The 18,163-nt window shown below is 69.6% G+C and carries 22 protein-coding genes; 7 read left to right on the forward strand and 15 right to left on the reverse strand.

Features of this window, described 5'->3' with window-relative positions; all coding sequences use genetic code 11:
* Nucleotides 1–305 precede the first annotated feature (305 nt).
* Nucleotides 306–839, reverse strand: a complete 534-nt coding sequence (locus PSV23_RS07120) for an AAA family ATPase (protein ID WP_300467327.1) — start codon at nt 837–839, stop codon at nt 306–308.
* A 174-nt stretch (nt 840–1,013) separates the two neighbouring features.
* On the opposite strand from PSV23_RS07120, the gene PSV23_RS07125 reads away from it, so the two are divergent.
* The gene (locus PSV23_RS07125; protein ID WP_300467329.1) at nt 1,014–1,601 is read left to right on the forward strand and encodes a hypothetical protein; all 588 of its coding nucleotides are present in this window, start codon (nt 1,014–1,016) and stop codon (nt 1,599–1,601) included.
* 2 nt (nt 1,602–1,603) lie between these two features.
* On the opposite strand, the gene PSV23_RS07130 is transcribed toward PSV23_RS07125, so the two are convergent.
* Together PSV23_RS07130 and PSV23_RS07135 are read right to left on the reverse strand one after the other, a co-directional pair.
* Complete coding sequence (locus tag PSV23_RS07130) at nt 1,604–1,996, reverse strand: GFA family protein (protein WP_300467331.1); 393 nt, start codon at nt 1,994–1,996, stop codon at nt 1,604–1,606.
* Between the two features lie 32 nt (nt 1,997–2,028).
* Complete coding sequence (locus PSV23_RS07135; RefSeq protein WP_300467333.1) at nt 2,029–2,448, reverse strand: hypothetical protein; 420 nt, start codon at nt 2,446–2,448, stop codon at nt 2,029–2,031.
* Between the two features lie 74 nt (nt 2,449–2,522).
* Between PSV23_RS07135 and PSV23_RS07140 the strand changes: the two genes are divergently transcribed.
* From PSV23_RS07140 to PSV23_RS07150, 3 genes are read left to right on the forward strand one after another with little or no spacing between them, the layout of a single operon-like run.
* Nucleotides 2,523–2,678, forward strand: a complete 156-nt coding sequence (locus PSV23_RS07140; RefSeq protein ID WP_300467335.1) for a hypothetical protein — start codon at nt 2,523–2,525, stop codon at nt 2,676–2,678.
* A 49-nt stretch (nt 2,679–2,727) separates the two neighbouring features.
* A complete protein-coding gene (purD, locus tag PSV23_RS07145) occupies nt 2,728–4,011 on the forward strand; it encodes a phosphoribosylamine--glycine ligase (RefSeq protein ID WP_300467337.1) in 1,284 nt (427 codons plus the stop codon).
* A complete protein-coding gene (locus tag PSV23_RS07150; RefSeq protein WP_370461012.1) occupies nt 4,001–4,675 on the forward strand; it encodes a hemolysin III family protein in 675 nt (224 codons plus the stop codon). Before purD ends, PSV23_RS07150 begins: the two co-directional genes overlap by 11 nt.
* Before the next feature lie 7 nt (nt 4,676–4,682).
* Here the strand turns inward: PSV23_RS07150 and PSV23_RS07155 are convergent, their stop codons facing one another.
* Nucleotides 4,683–5,396 carry a murein L,D-transpeptidase catalytic domain-containing protein gene (locus PSV23_RS07155; protein ID WP_300467339.1) on the reverse strand — a complete coding sequence of 238 codons (714 nt, stop codon included), beginning with the start codon at nt 5,394–5,396 and terminating at the stop codon, nt 4,683–4,685.
* A 164-nt stretch (nt 5,397–5,560) separates the two neighbouring features.
* Here PSV23_RS07155 and PSV23_RS07160 point away from each other — a divergent pair, with 164 nt between their 5' ends.
* On the forward strand, nt 5,561–6,835 hold the full coding sequence (locus tag PSV23_RS07160; protein WP_300467785.1) for an amidohydrolase family protein: 1,275 nt from the start codon (nt 5,561–5,563) through the stop codon (nt 6,833–6,835).
* Here PSV23_RS07160 and lpxK read toward each other — a convergent pair.
* Genes lpxK through PSV23_RS07180 form a run of 4 tightly spaced genes read right to left on the reverse strand, consistent with a single transcriptional unit; the run spans nt 6,820 to nt 11,666 of the window.
* Nucleotides 6,820–7,842 (reverse strand): tetraacyldisaccharide 4'-kinase, encoded by a 1,023-nt coding sequence (lpxK, locus tag PSV23_RS07165; protein WP_300467341.1) that lies wholly within the window; start codon nt 7,840–7,842, stop codon nt 6,820–6,822. The genes PSV23_RS07160 and lpxK overlap by 16 nt on opposite strands.
* Nucleotides 7,839–9,134: a 3-deoxy-D-manno-octulosonic acid transferase gene (locus PSV23_RS07170; RefSeq protein WP_300467343.1), complete on the reverse strand. Its 1,296-nt coding sequence runs from the start codon at nt 9,132–9,134 to the stop codon at nt 7,839–7,841. The genes lpxK and PSV23_RS07170 overlap by 4 nt, the downstream gene beginning before the upstream one ends.
* A 1-nt stretch (nt 9,135) precedes the next feature.
* On the reverse strand, nt 9,136–9,822 hold the full coding sequence (locus tag PSV23_RS07175) for a lysophospholipid acyltransferase family protein (RefSeq protein ID WP_300467345.1): 687 nt from the start codon (nt 9,820–9,822) through the stop codon (nt 9,136–9,138).
* Nucleotides 9,819–11,666 (reverse strand): ABC transporter ATP-binding protein, encoded by a 1,848-nt coding sequence (locus PSV23_RS07180; protein WP_300467347.1) that lies wholly within the window; start codon nt 11,664–11,666, stop codon nt 9,819–9,821. Before PSV23_RS07180 ends, PSV23_RS07175 begins: the two co-directional genes overlap by 4 nt.
* An 82-nt stretch (nt 11,667–11,748) precedes the next feature.
* Here PSV23_RS07180 and PSV23_RS07185 point away from each other — a divergent pair, with 82 nt between their 5' ends.
* Complete coding sequence (locus tag PSV23_RS07185) at nt 11,749–12,237, forward strand: hypothetical protein (RefSeq protein ID WP_300467348.1); 489 nt, start codon at nt 11,749–11,751, stop codon at nt 12,235–12,237.
* Nucleotides 12,238–12,254: 17 nt separating this feature from the next.
* The gene (locus PSV23_RS07190) at nt 12,255–12,920 is read left to right on the forward strand and encodes a tyrosine-protein phosphatase (RefSeq protein WP_300467350.1); all 666 of its coding nucleotides are present in this window, start codon (nt 12,255–12,257) and stop codon (nt 12,918–12,920) included.
* A 3-nt stretch (nt 12,921–12,923) separates the two neighbouring features.
* Here the strand turns inward: PSV23_RS07190 and PSV23_RS07195 are convergent, their stop codons facing one another.
* The 7 genes from PSV23_RS07195 to PSV23_RS07225 form a co-directional block, all read right to left on the reverse strand.
* Complete coding sequence (locus tag PSV23_RS07195; protein WP_300467352.1) at nt 12,924–13,139, reverse strand: hypothetical protein; 216 nt, start codon at nt 13,137–13,139, stop codon at nt 12,924–12,926.
* On the reverse strand, nt 13,136–13,360 hold the full coding sequence (locus PSV23_RS07200) for a hypothetical protein (RefSeq protein WP_300467354.1): 225 nt from the start codon (nt 13,358–13,360) through the stop codon (nt 13,136–13,138). Before PSV23_RS07200 ends, PSV23_RS07195 begins: the two co-directional genes overlap by 4 nt.
* Before the next feature lie 69 nt (nt 13,361–13,429).
* On the reverse strand, nt 13,430–13,678 hold the full coding sequence (locus tag PSV23_RS07205) for a DUF4170 domain-containing protein (RefSeq protein ID WP_300467356.1): 249 nt from the start codon (nt 13,676–13,678) through the stop codon (nt 13,430–13,432).
* On the reverse strand, nt 13,678–14,493 hold the full coding sequence (locus PSV23_RS07210; RefSeq protein WP_300467358.1) for a 3'(2'),5'-bisphosphate nucleotidase CysQ: 816 nt from the start codon (nt 14,491–14,493) through the stop codon (nt 13,678–13,680). The genes PSV23_RS07205 and PSV23_RS07210 overlap by 1 nt, the downstream gene beginning before the upstream one ends.
* Nucleotides 14,490–15,842 (reverse strand): TldD/PmbA family protein, encoded by a 1,353-nt coding sequence (locus PSV23_RS07215; protein ID WP_300467360.1) that lies wholly within the window; start codon nt 15,840–15,842, stop codon nt 14,490–14,492. The genes PSV23_RS07210 and PSV23_RS07215 overlap by 4 nt, the downstream gene beginning before the upstream one ends.
* Nucleotides 15,843–15,891: 49 nt before the next feature.
* Nucleotides 15,892–16,296 carry an MAPEG family protein gene (locus PSV23_RS07220; protein ID WP_300467362.1) on the reverse strand — a complete coding sequence of 135 codons (405 nt, stop codon included), beginning with the start codon at nt 16,294–16,296 and terminating at the stop codon, nt 15,892–15,894.
* Between the two features lie 3 nt (nt 16,297–16,299).
* Complete coding sequence (locus PSV23_RS07225; protein WP_300467364.1) at nt 16,300–18,135, reverse strand: M14 family metallopeptidase; 1,836 nt, start codon at nt 18,133–18,135, stop codon at nt 16,300–16,302.
* Between the last annotated feature and the right edge of the window lie 28 nt (nt 18,136–18,163).

Raw genomic sequence — 18,163 nt, forward strand, 5'->3', positions numbered from 1 at the left:
GTTGCAGATAGTTCGATTACCCCTTGCCGACGGAGAGCCGTCCACACAGGGTCGAGGCTGTGTGAAAACGCCTCCTGCTGACCTCAGAAGGCTACCCTAATTCGCTCATTCCGGAGGCGTTTTCACACAGCCTCGGTCGGTAGCCGACAGTCGCTTGAGGGTGGGAAGCAGCCATCAGCTCGCCAAGCCGGGCGTCCGGCTCGACGGCCTGCCAATGACGCTGCTGACGCCTCGCCGGCCACAGTAACGGCTTGGAGGGAACGGACCTGGACAGTGCACCCAGCTTTGGCGCAGCCTTGGTCGCGTCAACTTTTCGACGCCCCGCAGTGCGACAGAATCTCGTCGACGACGCTGGCGACGGGCTGTGCGCCGTCGACAATCGTCGCCCCTTTCGGGATGTCCTCTCTCGTCGCATGAAGGCCGGCGAGCATCGCCCATTCGGCCGGCTTCGCCCCGAACTCGTCATCCGCTCTTCCGGCAACGCGCCGTTTCAGGGTGTCAAGATCGACATCGAGCACGAAGATCCTGTCGAAGAGATCGATGTAGCGTCCGTGGTTTCTTGAGCCGCCGCAAAAAAAGGTCTCGGGCCGGCTTCGGTCGGCGATCAGCGACCTGACCTTGTCCACGTTCCAGATCCAGCGCTGGTGACGCTGCCTGGCCGCGTCGGAGTCATGCGCGTCGGCGGGAACAGCCCATGGCTCGCCCGTGTCCGGATCGCCATGATAGGCCAGGGCGCGGTCGCCGTGCACAACGTGCCGGTTCCGTCGCTCGAGCTCCTCGGCGACGGCGGTCTTGCCCGCGCCCGAAATCCCTTCGATCAGATAGTTCCTGACTCCCACGGCGACCTCAGGAGGTTTCAATCCCGGCAGTGTTATCCGGGCGGCCTGCAAGTCCGCAAGGGGTTGAAATCGGACCTGCCGCGGGCGAGCACAATCCGCTTCACAACCTCGCCACTGAGGGGCCGGCTCTGTAGCCTGTTTGCGGGGCCGGGCCGCAGGGAGTTGAAGCAAGCCATGGCGACGCGGGAGCAACAGAGCCGGGGCGTAGCGGACCAGGGCGGGTCCGCTCGCCCGGGAGGCCGGCCGATCGAACTCAAGATCCGCGACATCGGCCAGCTGTTCCAGTCCCTGGATCCGCTGCCGTTCCGCGAGCGCGATCTGGACGCCGCGGTAGAGGAATATGTGGTCGCCTGGGCGCGCGAACAGGGCGGGTCGGCTCCGGTCCGCATCCTGGTCCATCTGCCGGCCGAGGAGACCCGGCGCGAGGAGGCCGGGCATATCGGTGACGCGATACGCAACTATTTCGCCTATCGCGCCGAGGTCGCCGGCTGGGAACTGAACGAGCTGTTCCGCGTGGGCCGCGCCTCGCTCGCCATCGGCCTGACGGTGCTGGCCCTGTGCGTCGCCCTGGGGGCGGAAGTCAGCAGCCGGGTCGGAGAGGGCTATGTGGGCAGATTCTTCGACGAGGGCCTGATCATCCTCGGCTGGGTCGCCAACTGGCGCCCGATCCAGATCTTTCTGTACGACTGGTGGCCGCTGGCCCGCCGCCGCAGGCTGTATCAGCGCCTGGCCCGGGCGGTCGTCGAGCTCAAGGCCGGGTAGGCCTAGGAGTCGAAGCGGTCCCTCGGATCATGATCGCGCTCATACCGCCTCGTGAGCGGAAACGGAGGTAGCCAGGCCTCACGGCGAACGATCCAGCCTTCATAGGTCGGCGTCAGCTGGTCAGGGGCGTCGAGGGATCCCAGGTTCACCTCGATTTCGTCGGCGGTGCGCGCGAAAACGGACGAGCCGCAGCGGGGACAGAAGAACCGGCCGGCGTAGTCTCGTGTCTCGCCCTCGATGGTCACCGCGTCCCGGGGGAATATCGCGGACGCCTGGAACAGGGCCCCGTGATGCTTGCGGCAGTCGAGACAGTGGCAAAGGCCGACCCGGTGCGGGCGTCCCGACGCCACGATCCGGACGGCGCCGCACAGGCATCCGCCAGTGAATTTTTCCATCCCGGTCTCCTTCGACAAGATGTTCTCCGCCGCTAATGTCCTTCGCGTTGCCACACGGTGCAGCGGGCGATCCAGTGCTCCAGTTCCGCGACCAGGGCTGGATATGAACGGGTCTCGAATTCATGGACGGTCTCGGCGTCGGGGCCGAAGGCCAAGGGTGCGTCCTGGCGCCGGCGCCCCCGTTCAGCGCGGGGCCAGGGCTGATACCGGACCTCGAGATGAAATGCGCCGTCGGGATCGAACTCTGGTCGGAAACCGATGTCGATGCCGAAGCGGCGGCCCTCGTGCCGCGCATGGAAGACCGTTGAGCCGCCGATCCCGCCCAGATCTGCGGCCATCCCCACATTGAGATCATTCCAGCCGATCTTCCATCCGACGGGGATGCGCAGCGGCTGGAGTTCCAGAAAGGCGGGGGAGCGGGGATAAAGCTCATGGAAGGGAGGGATGCTCATTCGGCGAGGGTAGTTGCAAAACCCCGGCCCGCAATAGCGTTGGAACCCCCGCCCGCCTGCGCCGTTGCCGCCCTATGGCGGACCCCTGCGACACCGACCCAGCCGACCAGGATCCCCGCGAAAGCGGTCTGGAACGGCGCAGTGGCGGGCCGGCGATTCGTCCGTGGCTGATCATCGGCGTGATCTTTCTGCTGGGCACGGCGGTCTATGTGATCTCGGCGATGGTCTGACAGGCATGCGTGACTTGACCGCTCCCGCAGGTGCGGTCATTGCCCGCGCATGAATATCCTGCTGGTCGGATCGGGCGGGCGAGAGCACGCCCTGGCGTGGAAGATCGCCCAGTCGCCGCTGCTGCGGCGTCTGGTCATCGCGCCGGGCAACCCGGGCATGGAAAAGCTGGGTGAATTGGCCCCGCTGAAGGTCACGGACGCCGACGGTCTGGCGGCGCTGGCGCGCGAGATGAAGGCTGATCTGGTCGTGGTCGGGCCGGAGACGGCGCTGGAGGCCGGACTGGCCGACCGGCTGGCCACCGCGGGCATCCCCTGTTTCGGGCCGACCAAAAAGGCGGCGCAGCTGGAAACCTCCAAGGCCTTCTCCAAGGCCTTCATGGAGCGGCACGAGATTCCGACCGCCGGCTACGGCGTCTATGAGCGGCTGCACGAGGCGCGGCAGGCGCTGACGGTGTTCAAGCCGCCCTATGTGATCAAGGCCGACGGACTGGCCGCCGGCAAGGGCGTCGCCATCAGCCCCAACAAGCGCGAGGCCGAGGCCGAGATCGAGCGGATGCTGGGCGGCCGTTTCGGCACGGCGGGCGCCCGGGTCGTGATCGAGGAGTTCATGGACGGCGAGGAAGGCTCGCTGTTCGCGGTCTGCGACGGCCAGCGCGCCGTGCTGCTGGGCGGGGCGCAGGACCACAAACGGGCCTATGACGGCGACCTGGGTCCGAACACGGGCGGCATGGGCAGCTATTCGCCCGCGCCGGTGTTCACGCCGGAGCTGGTCGAGGCGGCGGACCGGCTGATCGTCCAGCCGGTGGTGGCGGCGATGGCGGCCGAGGGCGCGCCCTATCGCGGGGTCCTGTACGCCGGGCTGATGGCGACCGAACAGGGCCCCAAGGTGGTCGAGTTCAACGCCCGGTTCGGCGATCCGGAATGCCAGGTGCTGATGATGCGGCTGGACGGGGATATCGTGCCCCTGCTGCTGGCGTGCGCGCGGGGCGATCTGACCCGGGCGCGGATGCCGGAGTTCAGCCCGGACACCGTGATCTGCGTGGTGCTGGCGGCTTCGGGCTATCCCGACAGTCCGCTGGAGGGGTCGATCATCCGCGGGGCCGAGCAGGACTTCGGCCCACACGTCCAGGTGTTCCACGCGGGCACGAGGCGGCGGGCGGACCGGCAGCTGGCGGCGGCGGGCGGCCGCGTGCTGAACGTCTGCGCGCGCGGCAAGGACATCGCCCAGGCGCGCGAGCGGGCCTATGCGGCGGTGAAGAAGATCGACTGGCCGGGCGGTTTCCATCGCACCGACATCGGCTGGCGCGCGCTGGAGCGGGACGGTGGGAGCTGAACGCGTGCCGGAGGTCCTGCCGCCCGAGCCGCCGAGCCACTATCGCGACGGCAAGGAGCGGCTCGCCGACCTGATCGTCCACCTGACCGGACTGGCCCTGGCCCTGGTCGGCGGGGGGATGCTGCTGGGGCTGGCGATCGGTTACGGCCATGTCGGGCGGCTGACGGCGGCGGCGATCTACGCCGTCGGCCTGTTGACCATGCTCGGGCTGTCCACGGCCTATAATTTCGCCGCGCCGCGGTTCCAGCCGCTGCTGCGGCGGTTCGACCACGCGGGCATATTCCTAATGATCGCCGGATCCTACACGCCGTTCACGACCCAGCATCTTACCGGGGCCTGGGCGTGGGGGATGACGTCGGCGGTATGGGCCACGGCCGTCTTCGCCGCCCTCGCCAAGCTGTTCCTGCCGGGGCTGGGCAAGGGGTTCTGGATCGCCGTCTATCTGGCGCTGGGCTGGCTGATGGTGATCGCCATCCAGCCGATCATGCAGAGCCTGGGGCTGGCTCCGTTGATCCTGATGGCGGTCGGAGGCGTGCTGTATTCCGTCGGCGTGATCTTCTACGCCAACAAGGCCATGCGTTACCGGCGCGCGATCTGGCACGGCCATGTCGTGGTGGCCGCCGCCGTCCACTGGGTGGCCGTGCTGCTGGCCGTGCTCAAGTAGACCGGACTCAGGCCCAGGCGAACAGCAGCCGGCCTTCGCCCATGCGCTCGCGCAGGCGCGGCAGGTCGGCGTGGGCGACCGAGAAGCAGCCGTAACTGCGGCCCAGCTTGCCTTCGCGGGCGAGGAAGTCCGGGTCGGCGTAGTCGGCGCCATGGATGATGATGGCGCGTTCGCGGGCGCGGTCGTTGGAATATTCCAGCCCGTCCAGCAGGACGTTGGGACCCTGCTGGGCGCCGAATCCGGCGCCGGCGGTGGCGAAGGCGCCGACCGAGGACATGTAGCTGTCAGGGGTGTTGCCGAAATTGCGGGCGAAGCCGGTATGGGTCGGGTCGGAGCCGCGGCCGTGGCTGGTGCGCATCAGGGTGACGGCGCCGCCGTGCAGGTCGACCTCGTAAAGACGCTCGTCGCCCGAGAATTTCTGGAAGTCGACCAGGTACATCCGGTCGCGCTGGGTGATCCTGTCCTTGTGGATGTCGAGGGCGGAGACGGCGCGGTCCATCAGCTCCTTGCGGATCTGGCCGCGCGGATCGAGCGGGCGGGTGGTGTTCAGCTCGGCCGTGATGACCTCGGGCGGTTGCGAGATCGCGATGGTCGGAACCTGGGTCCGGGCCAGGCCCGGCAGCGGCCGGAACGCCGCGGTCTGCGTGGCGGCCGACGCCGTGGCGCAGCCCGACAGAAGCGCGGCGCCGCCAAGGATGAATCCACGTCTCGCTAGCCGCATGCGACGCCCCTCGCATATTTCGGAAGTGACAGCTTGTTTCAGTTCGTAACGGCGGGATCAACCTGCGCCTTGGCGAAATCGCTCCGAGGTCTAAGGTGGACTCCTGTTTGGGGGAGAGTTTCGTGAAGTCGATCACATCTTTGCTGGCGGCCGCGGCCGTCTTGATGGCCACCAGCGTTGCGGCGCAAACGCCCGCCATCGCGCCGGTTTCTCCTGCGGAGGGAACAACGTTCGTGCAGATCGGGCGGCTTCTGGCCGATCCGGCGACCGGCGTTGTGCAGCGCGATAAAACTCTCGTGATCAGGGGGAACCAGGTCGTCGAGGTGCGCGACGGCTTTGTCGGCGAGGGCCGGATCGTGGACCTGCGCGACTCTTTCGTGCTGCCCGGCATGATCGACAGCCATGTGCACCTGACCGGCGAGCAGAACCCGAACGGGCGGCTGGAGACAGTGACCCAGTCCGATTCCGAACAGGCCATGGTCGGCGCCCGTTACGCCCGTCGGACCCTGATGGCCGGTTTCACCACGGTGGCCGATCTGGGGGCGACCAATGAATCCATCTTCGCCCTGAGGGACGCCGTGCGGCGCGGCGACGTGCCGGGACCCCGCATCATCGCGGCGGGGTCGGCCGTGTCGGTTCATGGCGGCCACGGCGACATCAATGGCTACCGGGAGGATGTCATGCACCTCCTGTCGGACGAGAGCGTCTGCTCGGGGGTGGACGACTGCATGCGGGCGGTGCGGTTGCAGGTCCGCTCAGGGGCCGACATCATCAAGATCACGGCGACTGGCGGGGTGCTGTCGAACACGGCGGCGGGCCTGGGTCAGCAGTTCTCGGACGAGGAACTGTCGGCCATCGTCGGCGCCGCGCACCGGATGGGGCGGCAGGTCACGGCCCACGCCCACGGAGCGGACGGGATCAACAGCTTCCTGCGCGCCGGCGGCGACTCGATCGAGCACGGCACATATCTGGACGACGAGTCGATCCGGCTGATGCGCCGGGACGGCGTGTGGCTGGTCCCCACCCTGCTGGCCGGGGACTATGTCGCCCGCATCGCCTCGGGGCCGGACAATTTCTTCACTCCGGCGCAGACGGCCAAGGCGCTGGAGGCCGGGCCCAAGATGCTGGACATGGCGCGGCGGGCGCATGAGGGCGGGGTGCGGATCGCGTTCGGCACCGACTCGGGGGTTTCCGCACACGGCGACAACGCCCAGGAGTTCGCCCTGCTGGTGCGCGCCGGGATGACGCCGCTTGAGGCGATCGAATCGGCGACGGTCGGAGCGGCGGCCCACCTGCGGATTTCGAACGAGGCGGGCCGGATCGCGGCGGGGATGCCGGCGGATCTGGTCGCCGTGTCGGGGGACCCGTTGAGTGACGTCACCGAGCTGGAGCGGGTGCGCTTCGTGATGCGGGGCGGGATCGTCTACCGGGCGGAATAGGCCCGGACCGCGCCCAGCAGCAGCCGCTGGAAGGCGGCCTCATCCTCGAACGTGGCCTTGACCGGCCACGACAGTACCCGGGTCCGCCAGGCGGGCGGCAGGCGAAACCAATCCTTTTCGGTGGTGACCAGCCGGGCTTTGAAATGGGAGGCGCGGTCGGCGAGGAAGGCCAGGTCGGCCTCGCGGAAGGCGGCGTGATCGGGGAAGGGGGCGAAATCCACCAGCTGGGCGCCGGCGGCGTCGAGGGCGCGTTCGACCTTCCACGGCTTGGCGATGCCGGCGAAGGCGACGATCGGCCCCCTGGGCGGCGGCGCGGCGGGCGTGAGCCGGGCGATATGGACCGGCAGGTCGCCGAAGGCCGCGAGCAGTTCGGGATCGGCGGCCGGGGCGTCCGCGGGCAGCAGGACGACCACGGCGTCGGCGCGGGCCAGGCCGTGCCGCAGCTTCTCGCGCATCGGACCGGAGGGAAACACCGAACCGTCGCCGAAGGGCCATTCGTCGTCCCGGGTCTCGCCGTCGACGACGACGAGGCTGAGGGTCTTGCTCAGGGTCGGGTTCTGGTGGGCGTCGTCGAGGACCATGACCTGGGCGCCGGCCGCCGCCGCGGCGCGGGCACCGGCGACGCGGTCATGGGCGATCCAGGTCGGGCCGCCGAGGGCCAGCATCAGGGGCTCGTCGCCGACATCGGCAGCGGTATGTATCGCGGCGTCGACGCGGGTCGGCTCGCGCAGCGATCCGCCATAGCCGCGCGAAAGGCCATGGGCGTTGACGCCGGCCTCGTGCAGCAGGCGGATGGCCTCTCGGGTGACCGGAGTCTTGCCCGAGCCGCCGACGGTCAGGTTGCCGACCGAGATCACCGCCACGCCCGGATCGACCGGCGTGGCGCGGGCGATGCGGCGGGCCGTGGCCGCGGACCATATCCACGACAGTGGCGTGAGCAGGGTGCGGGCCACGGCGCCGTGGCGGGCGTCGCGGGTGTACCACCAGCGCGGGGTGTTCAGCTTCATCGGCGGCCTCGTGGCGCAGCGCGGGGCAGCAGGGGTTCGACCATGTCCCACAGCCGGTCCAGACCCGAGCCGGCCTCGGCGGCGGCGCGGCGGCCGCGTTCGCCCATGCGTTTGGCCTCGGCGTCGTCGGCCAGCAGGGGGGCGATGACGGCGGGCAGGTCCCATGGCGCCTGGACGACCGTGAGACCGCCGGCGGCCACGAGGGCGTCGGTGACGGCGGCCCAGTTCGTCATGTCGGGGCCGGTGACGGCGGGCTTGCCGAGCCGCGCTGGCTCCAGCGGATTGTGGCCGCCAACCGGGGGCTTCTCCAGAGCGGCGGAGAACGAGCCGCCCATGACCACGACATCGGCCAGCCGCAGGAACAGACCCATCTCGCCCAGGGTGTCGGCGACATAGAGGTCGGTGTCGCGATCCAGTTCGCGCCCCTGCGAGCGCAGGGCGAAGCGGTAGCCGTCGCGGTTCAGGGCGGCGGCGATGGCGGGGGTGCGTTCGGGATGGCGGGGGACGAGGATCAGGCACAGCCGGTCGGCCAGTTTGTCCAGGGCGCGGACGAGGGCGATCTCCTCGCCGTCATGGGTGCTGGCGGCGACGACCACGGGCCGGTCGCCGATGGCGGCGCTGAGACGGGTGAAGGCGGCGGGGTCGTGCGGCGGGGCCTCGCCGGAAAGCTTCAGATTCACATGGCCGTCGATGCGGGCGCCGAGGCTTTCCAGCCGTCCGGCGGAAGTTTCGTCCTGCGGCAGGACGCGGTCGAAGGCGGACAGGATTTCCCGCACCGCCCCGGGGAAGCGGCGCCAGCCCTCGACGGTCTTTTCCGTGATGCGGGCGCTGGCCAGAACCAGTTTCACACCGCGTTTGCGGGCGTCCAGGATCAGGTTGGGCCACAGCTCGCTCTCGACGAAGACGGCCGCACACGGCTTCCAGTGGTCGAGGAAGGCGGTGACGGCTCCGGGGGCGTCGACGGGGGCGAACTGGTGGATGACGCCGGGCGGCAGGCGGCGCGCCAGGAGGGTGGCGGAGGTCAGGGTGCCGGATGTGACCAGGACGGTGAGATCGGGCCGCGCCTGCCGCAGGCGGTCGATCACGGGCAGCAGCGACAGGGTCTCCCCGACGCTGACGCCATGCAGCCAGACGAGGTCGCCGGCGGGCCGCGCGACCCCCGTCAGGCCGAGCCGTTCGTCGACCCGGGCCGGGTCTTCCTTGCCCTGTTTGACGCGGGCGTCGAGCAGGCGCGGGGCCAGCGGCTCCAGCATCCGGGTCAGCAGGCGGTAGACGATCAGGGCGGGGCTCACCTCAGACGCGCTCCAGGCCGACGAGAGCGTCGGCGGCGGCCTCGACGGCGGTCAGCCGTTCGGTCCAGGCGCGGGCGACGTCAGCCAGTTCGGCGCCCTCGGGATAGCGGTCGACGTCCCAGACGATGGCGCCGCGTCCGAACGGCAGGGGCAGGATGGCGCGGTCCCAGCTGTTGAGCCGGATCGCCGGGTTGCAGGACATGCCGATGAACAGCACGGGCGCCTTCGACAATCTGGCCATCAACGGCAGGCCCTCGGCCATTTCCCGCATCGGGCCGCGCGGGCCGTCAGGGGTGATGGCCAGGGCTCCGACCTTCAGCTGGCGCAGGCCGTCGCGCAGGGCCTGGGAGCCACCCTTGGCGCGGTCGGCCTTGTCCTTGTTCGAGGATGAACCGCGGATGGCGGGTATGCCCTGCAGGGCCACCGCCTTGGCGATGAACTGGCCGTCGGGGCTGAGGGAGATCAGGGCCTTGGCGGGCTGGGCGCGGTCCAGCGGCCAGCAGGCGGGGCTGAGGCCGATGCGCGAATGCCAGAAGGCGCACAGCACGCCGCCGCCGTCGGCCCAGACCTTTTCGGCGACGATCTGGTTGTGATGCGTCCAGCGGATGGTGGCGAAGCAGAAGCGCATCCATTGGGCCAGGGCCCAGGCGAGGATGGCCTGGATGACGGGGTTGCGGAGGGGTCTCATGACACCGTCGCGACCGTGACCGGGTCGCCGTCCAGCGATTGCTGCTTCGCCAGCCGGGAATAGAGGCCGCCCTTCCTGACCAGCGCGGCGTGGGACCCGGTTTCGACCACCCGGCCGGCCTCGATCACATGGATGCGGTCGGCGTTGCGCACGGTCGACAGGCGGTGGGCGATCATCAGGGTGGCGCGGCCCTGCATCAGGCGTTCGAGGGCGGCCTGGACCAGCGCCTCGCTCTCGGTGTCGAGGGCCGAGGTGGCCTCGTCGAGCAGCAGGATGGGGGCGTCCTTGAGGAAGGCGCGGGCAATGGCGATGCGCTGGCGCTGGCCGCCGGACAGGCGCAGGCCGGCCTCGCCGGCGCGGGTCGCATAGCCTTCGGGCAGGGCGGTGATGAAGTCATGGGCGGCGGCGGCCTGGGCCGCCGCGACGATGTCCTCGGCCGTGGCGCCGTGGCGGCCGTAGGCGATGTTGGCGGCGACGGTGTCGTCGAACAGGAAGGGCTCCTGCGTCACCAGGGCGATGGAGGCGCGCAGGTCGTGCAGCTTCAGTTCACGGATATCGCGGCCGTTCAGGGTCACGGCGCCGCCGGTAACGTCATAGAAGCGCGGCAGCAGGCTCAGGATCGTCGACTTGCCGCCGCCCGACGGGCCGACGAGGGCGACGGTCTCGCCGGGGGCGACGGTCAGGCTGACGTCCGACAGGGTCGGCGCCACGCCGTCGGAGGCCGGCCCATAGGCGAAGGACACATGGTCGAAGGCCACGGTGGTCGGGCCGTGTCCGAACGGCGCGGCGTCGGGCGTCTCGCGGATCTCGGGCTGGATGTCGAGGGCGGCGAACAGGCGGCGGGCGGCGGTCAGGCCCTCGGTCATGACGGTCTGGAGATTGGTCACCTGCCGCAGCGACTGGCCGGCGGCCATCAGCAGGCCGATGAAGGCGGCGAAGGCGCCCACGCTCATGGCCCCGTCGCGCGCGCGCCAGCCGGCGTAGGCCATGACGGCGGCGACCACGATCATGGCGACGAGGTTGGAGAAGGGGCCGGCGAAGGCGCGGCTGTCGGCGGATTTGATGACGTGGCGCTGGCGGCGCGAGACGACCTCGCCGACGCGGGCCTGCTCGGCCGCCTCGCGGTTCTCGATCTTGATCAGACGGACGCCGTCGAGGTTTTCCATCAGGGCGGTGGAGAGGTTCTCGGTCTCCTTCATCGCCCCGGTGGTGGCCTTGCGCGTGCGCTTCGAGAAGCGGCGCAGGATCAGGGTGATGAGGGGCACGCCCAGCAGGACGATGGCGGTCAGCTGCCAGTCGATCAGGGCCATGGCGGCGATGACGAAGACCAGGGTCAGGCTATGCTGGGTGTAGTTGACGACGCCGTTGGTGAAGGCCTCGCGCACCAGATTGGCGTCGAACAGGACCGAGGAGACGAAGCTGCCGCTGTGCTGGCTGCGCAGCCGGGCCAGGTCGGCCCGGATCATGGCCCCGAACAGCCGCACCTGGATGTCGCCGACGATGCCGTGGCCGAGCCGGTTGACGAGGGCGGCCTGCCCCAGCGAGGCGGCGGTCCAGACGATGGCGACCAGGACGATGGCGGCGGGGATGTAGACCAGGGCCTGTCCGGGCGGGATGTCGATCAGGCCCCACAGCCTGATCGGCGTGTCGGTCTGCAGGAACAGGCCGTTGATGGCGGGTTCCAGCAGCTTCAGCGTGGCCGCGGACAGACCGCCGGCCACGGCGGCGCACAGCATCGACAGAAACAGCGGCGTCCGGTGGTGCGAGAGATAGTCGCGCCAGATCCGCGCCAGCAGGGGGCGAAGGGGCTCCTTCTCGTCGGCGGCGGGGGCGGGCGGCGTCATTGGTCCGAGGTCGGACGGCGCGGGGGGGAAGTCAAGCGGGGAGGCGCTTGTGATTGCAGCAGCGCGAGGGCAGGCTCGACGAATGCGAACCTTCCGCACGCTGGCCCTGATCTGCCTGCTCGGCCTCAGCGGCTGTTCCTATGGTTTCGATGTGCAGGCGGTGATCATCGACGGCCGTCTCGCGTTCGTCCCGGGACCACGGGGCGCCAAGCCGGAATGCGTCAGTCGGGTCATGGTTCGGGATGAGGGCGCACCGGTGGCGGCTACGTACGACGCGTGGATGCGGACGGCCTTCGCTTGGGCCGATCAGGGCGGGTATGGGTGCACCGACCGCTTCCCTCTGTTCTACGGAGAGGCCCTGAAAGGCGAGGATTCCGCCGGAACCGGAATATCCAGCGAGGTCGCGGCCAAGCCTCTGCGAGCGGGGGTCATCTACGAGGTGATGATCGCTTCGGGTGCCACCGGCTATGGCGGAGGCCGATTCCGCCTGCGGCCCGACGGCGGGGTGGAGAATCTGGGGCCGCCGATGTTGACCAGCGAGGATACCCTGCTGGTGACGCCCTCCCGTTAAACGACTATCTCCACCCCATGCCCCGTTACGATCTCACCACCCCGGCCGGCCGGTTCAAGGCGCGGTGGGACTATGTCTGGAAGGATCACGCCTTCCTCAGGCGGTGGTTCATGAACGCCCACTGGCTGGGCCCCGATCTGGTGCGGACCAACCAGCCGTCGCCGAGGCAGCTGGCGTACTGGAAGTCACGGGGGATCAAGACGGTCATCAACCTGCGCGGCGCCCGGGACGAGGCCTATTATACGCTGGAGAAGGAGGCCTGCGAACGGCTGGGCCTGACCCTGATCGACGCGCCGCTGGACTCGCGCGATCCGCCGCAGAAGGACCGGGTGCACAGGGCGCGGGAGCTGTTCCGGACGATCAGATATCCGGTGCTGATCCACTGCAAGTCGGGGGCGGACCGGGCGGGGATGATGGCGGTCTTCTATCGCCACTTCCATCTGGGCGAGCCGATCAGCACAGCCATCGACCAGCTGTCGAAGAAGTACCTGCACCACCGCGAGGGGCTGACGGGCGTGCTGGACTTTACGCTGGAGAAATACCTGAAAGAGGTCGAGCCGACGGGGGTCAGCTTCATCGACTGGGTCGACAGCGACGCCTATGACCCCAAGGCGATCCGGGCCGAGTTCAAGGCCGGATGGTGGGGCACGATCCTGACCGAGAAGCTGCTGAAGCGGGAGTAGGCCTCAGCTCCAGGGACCGGGCGGCGCAGGGCCGTCACGACCATTTTCCGCGGCCCGTTCGGCGTCGCGCCGCGACTTGCGACCGGCTTCCCAACTGCGGAACCAGCGGGTCCAGTCGCGCTCGCCGCGCCAGACGCCGACCCAGAGAACCAGAACCAGCAGCAGCGAGACCAGGGAGGCGATCTCCTGACCTTCAAGGGTGCGTCCGAACAGGGTCATGGCTGCGGATCGCGGGGCAGGTCGCGGACCGGGGGCGCGTCGGCGAAGGTGTCGGCGCGCGGACCCGGTCGGGCCGGCTCTCCGGGGGTGACGGGGTCGTTCCAGGCCGTGTCGCCCTCCTGGGGGCCGATGCGCGGGGCTTCGGACTTGCGACGGGTGGCCCAGATGGCGACAGCGACGCCGATGCCGATGAGGACCAGGACGATCAGGATGGGAGTCATGGGATCTCTCCGCTTTCAGGCTTGGCGATATACGCCTGAAAGCGCCTCAAACCGAGGGGGAGTTCCCGCTCAGTGGGCGTGGTCGTCGCCGCGCGGGTCGATCATCCGGTGGGCGTGCAGGATGAAATACCGCATGTGGGCGTTGTCGACCGTGGCCTGGGCCCGGGCCTTCCAAGCCTTGCGGGCTTCCTCGTAGTTGGGGAAGGCGCCGACGAACTCGACCTTGGACAGATCGCGGAACACCGGGGCGTCGAGGTGGCGCAGCTCTCCGCCGATGACGAGGTGCAGCAGCTGGGGGGCGTTGGTTTCGGTGGTCATCAGGGGGTCCGGTCGGTCTGGCGGGGCGCGAGCGGAATAGGCGCTGTGCGGCGCACGATCAACGGGTGAAGCGCCGGAGCGCTGCAGATCAGGCTGTTCTGACGCGGATCGAACTGGTTGAAGCGCCACGGACCCCCATGATGATCGCTGACACGGCCGCCCGCCTCCTCGACGATCAGGGCGCCGGCGCAGACGTCCCAGTCCCATTTGGGGGTCAGGGCGATGGCGGCGTCGAAAGCCCCGGCCGCGACCAGGGCCATGCGGTAGGCGATGGCGTTGCGCTTCTCGTACCGCATGACGGGCCAGGGCTCGGGCCAGTGCGGCCCCTCCATCAGCCGGGCGTCGGCCAGGACCGAAGCGTCGTCCAGATCGGTGGTGTCGGAGGCGATGATCGGCCGGCCGTTGAGGAAGGCGCCGCCGCCCCGGATGGCGGTGAAGGTCTCGCCCAGCGCCGGGGCGTGGATGACGGCGGCGACGGGCTGGCCGTCCTCGACGATGGCGATGGGAATGCACCACCACGGCTTGCCCTTCATATAGGCGACGGTGCCGTCGATGGGATCGGCCACGAACAGGCGGCGCTTCGAGAGGCGGGCCTCGGTGTCGGTGGTTTCCTCCGACAGCCAGCCGTGGTCGGGGCGGGCCGGGAGGAGGGCGTCCTTCAGCAGGGCGTCCACAGCCATGTCGGCCGAGGTGACGGGCGAGCCGCCGGACTTGGACCAGATCTTCAGCCCCGCGTCGCGTTCCGACAGCGCCAGTTCGCCGGCGGCGAGGGCCGCGTCGCGGATCAGGGCCAGGTCGGTCGCGAGGTCGGTCATTTGCCGGCGATGGCGACGCCGTCGAACAGCAGGGACGGGCTGTTGAAGGAGCTGCGGAACTCCAGGTCCGAACCACGCTGCATCCGGGCGTAGAGGTCCAGCAGCTTGCCCGCGACGGTGACCTCGTTGACCGGCCAGGCGATTTCCCCGTTCTCGAACCAGAAGCCTGAAACCCCCGCCGACCAGTCGCCGGTGTGGGCGTTCAGCGACGGGCCGAACATGGAGGTGACCAGCAGGCCGGTTCCGGCCTCGCCCATCAGGCCGGCCAGATCGACCTCGCCCGGCTCCAGATGCAGGTTGTGGGTCGCCACTCCGGGCGGGCCGGCGAGGCCGCGCGAGGCATGGCCGGTCGAGGCCATCCCCAGCTGGGCCGCGGCGGCGCTGTTCAACAGCCAGGTGGTCAGAAGGCCGTCGTCAATGATTGATTGGCGCGTGACGGCGACGCCCTCGTCGTCGAAAGGGGTCGAGCCGAGGCCGCGCGGGCGGAAGGGATCGTCGATGAGGTTGACGCCGGCCGGCAGAACCCGCTGGCCCAGCCGGTCCTTGAGGAAGGAGGCGCCGCGCGCGACCGACGGGCCGGACACGGCGCCCAGAAGCGGCGACAGAACCTGGCCGGCGACGCGGTTCTCGAAGATCACGGGCGCGGTGGTCGAGGCGATCTTGCGCGGGCCGGTGCGGGCGACGGCGCGCCGTCCGGCCTCGGCGCCGATGGTCTCGGCGGCGGGCAGGTCGGACAGGTGGCGCACCGCGCGGTTCTCGCCGCCGCGCTCCATGGCGCCGTCCTTCTCGGCGATGACGCCGACGCCCAGCGAGAAGGCCGAGCCGTGATAGGCGCCGTCGAAGCCGTGCGAGGTCACCAGCCGCCACCGGCTGGACGAGGCCGAGGCGTGGCCGCCTTCGGATTTCGCCACGCCGGGGACAGCGAGGGCGGCCGCTTCGGCTTCCGTGGCGACGGCCTCCAGCTGGGCGGCGCTGCGTTCGGCCGGGTCATACAGATCGAGGTCCGGGAAGGGACCGCGGGCCAGACGGTCCTGCGGGGCGAGGCCAGCCCAGGGGTCTTCCGGGGCGAGACGGGCCATGGCCACGGCTCGCTCGACCAGCCGGGCGCGAGTCGCGTCGGACAGATCCGAGGCCGAGACCGTCGCCTGGCGTGTGCCGATGAAGACGCGCAGGCCCAGGTCGCGGCTTTCCTCGCGCTCGACGTCCTCGAGGGCGCCGTTGCGGACGCCGATGGACAGGGAGGCGCGCTCGGCCGAGACGGCTTCGGCGGCGTCGGCGCCCGCCCTCAGCGCGGCGGCGACCAGTTCAGGCAGGATGTCGGAGGAGGCGGACGCGGTACGGTCGGGCATGCCCCGATATGGCCGGGCAGAGGCGCCGCCGCAACTGCGCTGTTCAAGTTCAGACGAAGGCGTGCACCACCAGCATCACGCCAGCGGTTATCAGGGCGAAATAGGTCAGGGCCATGCCCGCGATCCGGCCGACCGTCGGTTTTCTGTCGCTCAGGCCGACGGCGTGTATCAAACGCCCCGCGAGCAGGACGCCTCCGACGGCGTGCACCGCCAAGGCTGGCATGCCCAACATGGCCAGCAGGGCCAGTGCGCCGACGCCCACGGGAACATATTCCGCCGCGTTTCCAAACACACGGGCCGCCACGGTGACCTGGGAGACGCCGCCGTCGCCCAGCAGCACCCGGTGCGTCCGGCGCGCCAGGACCACGCGGACAGACAGGATGACCAGGAGAAGGATCAGCAAACCGCTCCAGAGAGCGGCGGACTGGATCGCGGTCATTCCGGCCGGCGCCATGATCTAGTTCTCCCGCCCGACCGGATAGAGCCGGTAGCGATCATCATGGAACGGTGTTCGTTCATAGAACCACTGCAAACGCGCATCGCCATTGGCGGCGAATTCCGGTTCAGCCGCCAGCTTCGCCTCGAAGGCGGCCTTCAGGGCGGCGTCGGCGGCCATCATGGCCTCGGCCAGCGGGGCGATGGCGTAGCCCTCGATATATTCAACCCGGCTGAGCACCTCGGGGAACATGCCCCAGGCGAAGAAGCTCTCGCTGGATTGCGGCTCCAGCAGCAGGACGACGATGTCGCCCAGAGGCTGGTCGGTCGGCACGCGCACCGAGCCGGTGGGGAAGGTCCAGTCGCGGCGGCGCGGCGTCACGGCGGTGACGGTGACCGGCACATGGCCCTCGTTGTGGCGGGCGGCGACCCTGGGGTCGTCGAGGCTGAGCATCTCGACCGACACGGTGCGGGGCGCGTCCAGCGTTTCCATGCGGACGCCGTGTATGCGCAGGCGTTCGATGATGTCCGACCGGTACGACGGCACCCAGTAGGCCTCGGGCCGCGTCAGGGTCAGGGTCGGCTTCGAACCGAAGAAGGGCAGGGCCCAGGGCTCGGGGTCGGCCTGTCCCAGCCAGCGGATTTCACGGCGGCCCGAGGCGGGGCTGTCGTACGTCTCGTAGCGGATGCCCTTGAAGCTGCGCGTGTAGGCCGGGGTGGTCTCGGCCTGGAAGTTCGCCGGAATGGCGGCGGGACGCAGGGCGCTGTCGGCGGCGATGGCGGCGCGCAGGCCGCGACCGTCGCGCGCCAGCAGGCGCATGGCGTCCTCCAGGAAGACATAGGTTCCCAGAACCCGCTGCTCATAGGGCTTCAGGCTGTGGTTCTCGATCAGGATGGTCGGCACGTGGGCCGCGGTCCCCCAACCGTTCGAGAACCGTTCGCCCAGCCCGCCATCCGACAGGCCCGCGCGCGGATTGGCGTCATCGACGCCGAAGACCAGTTCGCCCGGGATATGGCCCTGGGCCTCAAGCCCCGCATTGATCGCCGGCTTGAAGACGTCGTTGAGCCACCGGGAGGTGGCGGGCGAGCGCGAATACGCGCCGTTCTCGCCGTTGAAGCCGTAGGTGACGTCGTACTGGTAATCCATGCCGTCGGTGACGTGGATGTCGACGTAGAGGTCGGGCCTGTACTTCAGGATCAGGCCGCGCACCGCCCGCATCTCGGGCTGGTCCAGTTTCAGATAGTCGCGATTCAGATTCTGGTTCGTCGCCGTGTTGCGCCAGCCCTGGATGCGGGGACCCCGCTGGTTGGGGCGGCTGTAGGCCGAGGCGCGCTCGTGGCCATCGACGGACAGGATGGGGATGAGGATCAGATTGACCCGGTCCAGCAGCTCGGCCTTGCCGTTGAAGGCGATGTCGCGGAGCAGCATCATGCCCGCGTCCTTGCCGTCGATCTCGCCGGGGTGAATGCCGGCCTGGGCCAGCAGCACGGGCTTGCCCGGATCGAAGGCCGCGCCGTCCTTCGTGGCGATCACGGCGTAGATCGGCCGCCCCTCGGGCGAGACGCCGAACTGTTCGATGCGGATCAGATCAGAGGCCGCGTCCAGCCGGTCGAACCAGGCGCGGGTGTCGGCATAGGTCGGGCTGAAGTCGTGGGCCGGATCGGTCTCGAAGGCCGTGACCCAGGGGTCCGAGGCTCCACGCAGCAGGCCGCGGCTGGCGCCGTCCCATTGGGGGGCCGGTGGCAGGAAGGGCTGGTCCCACGGCGCGGCGTTGGGGACGGGCGGGGACGCGGACTGGGACATGGCGGGACTCGACACGAGGGCCGCGACGGCGGCGAGGATCAGGGTGGAGCGCATGGCCCCCCTCATCCGCCGTCCGGGCGCG

This window comes from Brevundimonas sp. (assembly GCF_029946145.1).
In the GTDB taxonomy this organism is placed as follows: Bacteria; Pseudomonadota; Alphaproteobacteria; order Caulobacterales; family Caulobacteraceae; genus Brevundimonas.

What these genes read in the sequence shown, in the direction of transcription:
- PSV23_RS07140 (WP_300467335.1), top strand. Translation starts at nt 2,523, where the DNA reads ATGGCGGACCCCTGCGACACCGACCCAGCCGACCAGGATCCCCGCGAA.
- PSV23_RS07200 (WP_300467354.1), bottom strand. Translation starts at nt 13,360, where the DNA reads ATGACTCCCATCCTGATCGTCCTGGTCCTCATCGGCATCGGCGTCGCT.
- PSV23_RS07225 (WP_300467364.1), bottom strand. Translation starts at nt 18,135, where the DNA reads ATGCGCTCCACCCTGATCCTCGCCGCCGTCGCGGCCCTCGTGTCGAGT.
- PSV23_RS07125 (WP_300467329.1), top strand. Translation starts at nt 1,014, where the DNA reads ATGGCGACGCGGGAGCAACAGAGCCGGGGCGTAGCGGACCAGGGCGGG.
- PSV23_RS07210 (WP_300467358.1), bottom strand. Translation starts at nt 14,493, where the DNA reads ATGACCGACCTCGCGACCGACCTGGCCCTGATCCGCGACGCGGCCCTC.
- PSV23_RS07220 (WP_300467362.1), bottom strand. Translation starts at nt 16,296, where the DNA reads ATGGCGCCGGCCGGAATGACCGCGATCCAGTCCGCCGCTCTCTGGAGC.
- PSV23_RS07205 (WP_300467356.1), bottom strand. Translation starts at nt 13,678, where the DNA reads ATGACCACCGAAACCAACGCCCCCCAGCTGCTGCACCTCGTCATCGGC.
- PSV23_RS07190 (WP_300467350.1), top strand. Translation starts at nt 12,255, where the DNA reads ATGCCCCGTTACGATCTCACCACCCCGGCCGGCCGGTTCAAGGCGCGG.
- PSV23_RS07185 (WP_300467348.1), top strand. Translation starts at nt 11,749, where the DNA reads ATGCGAACCTTCCGCACGCTGGCCCTGATCTGCCTGCTCGGCCTCAGC.
- purD (WP_300467337.1), top strand. Translation starts at nt 2,728, where the DNA reads ATGAATATCCTGCTGGTCGGATCGGGCGGGCGAGAGCACGCCCTGGCG.
- PSV23_RS07160 (WP_300467785.1), top strand. Translation starts at nt 5,561, where the DNA reads ATGGCCACCAGCGTTGCGGCGCAAACGCCCGCCATCGCGCCGGTTTCT.
- PSV23_RS07130 (WP_300467331.1), bottom strand. Translation starts at nt 1,996, where the DNA reads ATGGAAAAATTCACTGGCGGATGCCTGTGCGGCGCCGTCCGGATCGTG.
- lpxK (WP_300467341.1), bottom strand. Translation starts at nt 7,842, where the DNA reads ATGAAGCTGAACACCCCGCGCTGGTGGTACACCCGCGACGCCCGCCAC.
- PSV23_RS07135 (WP_300467333.1), bottom strand. Translation starts at nt 2,448, where the DNA reads ATGAGCATCCCTCCCTTCCATGAGCTTTATCCCCGCTCCCCCGCCTTT.
- PSV23_RS07175 (WP_300467345.1), bottom strand. Translation starts at nt 9,822, where the DNA reads ATGAGACCCCTCCGCAACCCCGTCATCCAGGCCATCCTCGCCTGGGCC.
- PSV23_RS07195 (WP_300467352.1), bottom strand. Translation starts at nt 13,139, where the DNA reads ATGACCCTGTTCGGACGCACCCTTGAAGGTCAGGAGATCGCCTCCCTG.
- PSV23_RS07155 (WP_300467339.1), bottom strand. Translation starts at nt 5,396, where the DNA reads ATGCGGCTAGCGAGACGTGGATTCATCCTTGGCGGCGCCGCGCTTCTG.
- PSV23_RS07180 (WP_300467347.1), bottom strand. Translation starts at nt 11,666, where the DNA reads ATGACGCCGCCCGCCCCCGCCGCCGACGAGAAGGAGCCCCTTCGCCCC.
- PSV23_RS07215 (WP_300467360.1), bottom strand. Translation starts at nt 15,842, where the DNA reads ATGCCCGACCGTACCGCGTCCGCCTCCTCCGACATCCTGCCTGAACTG.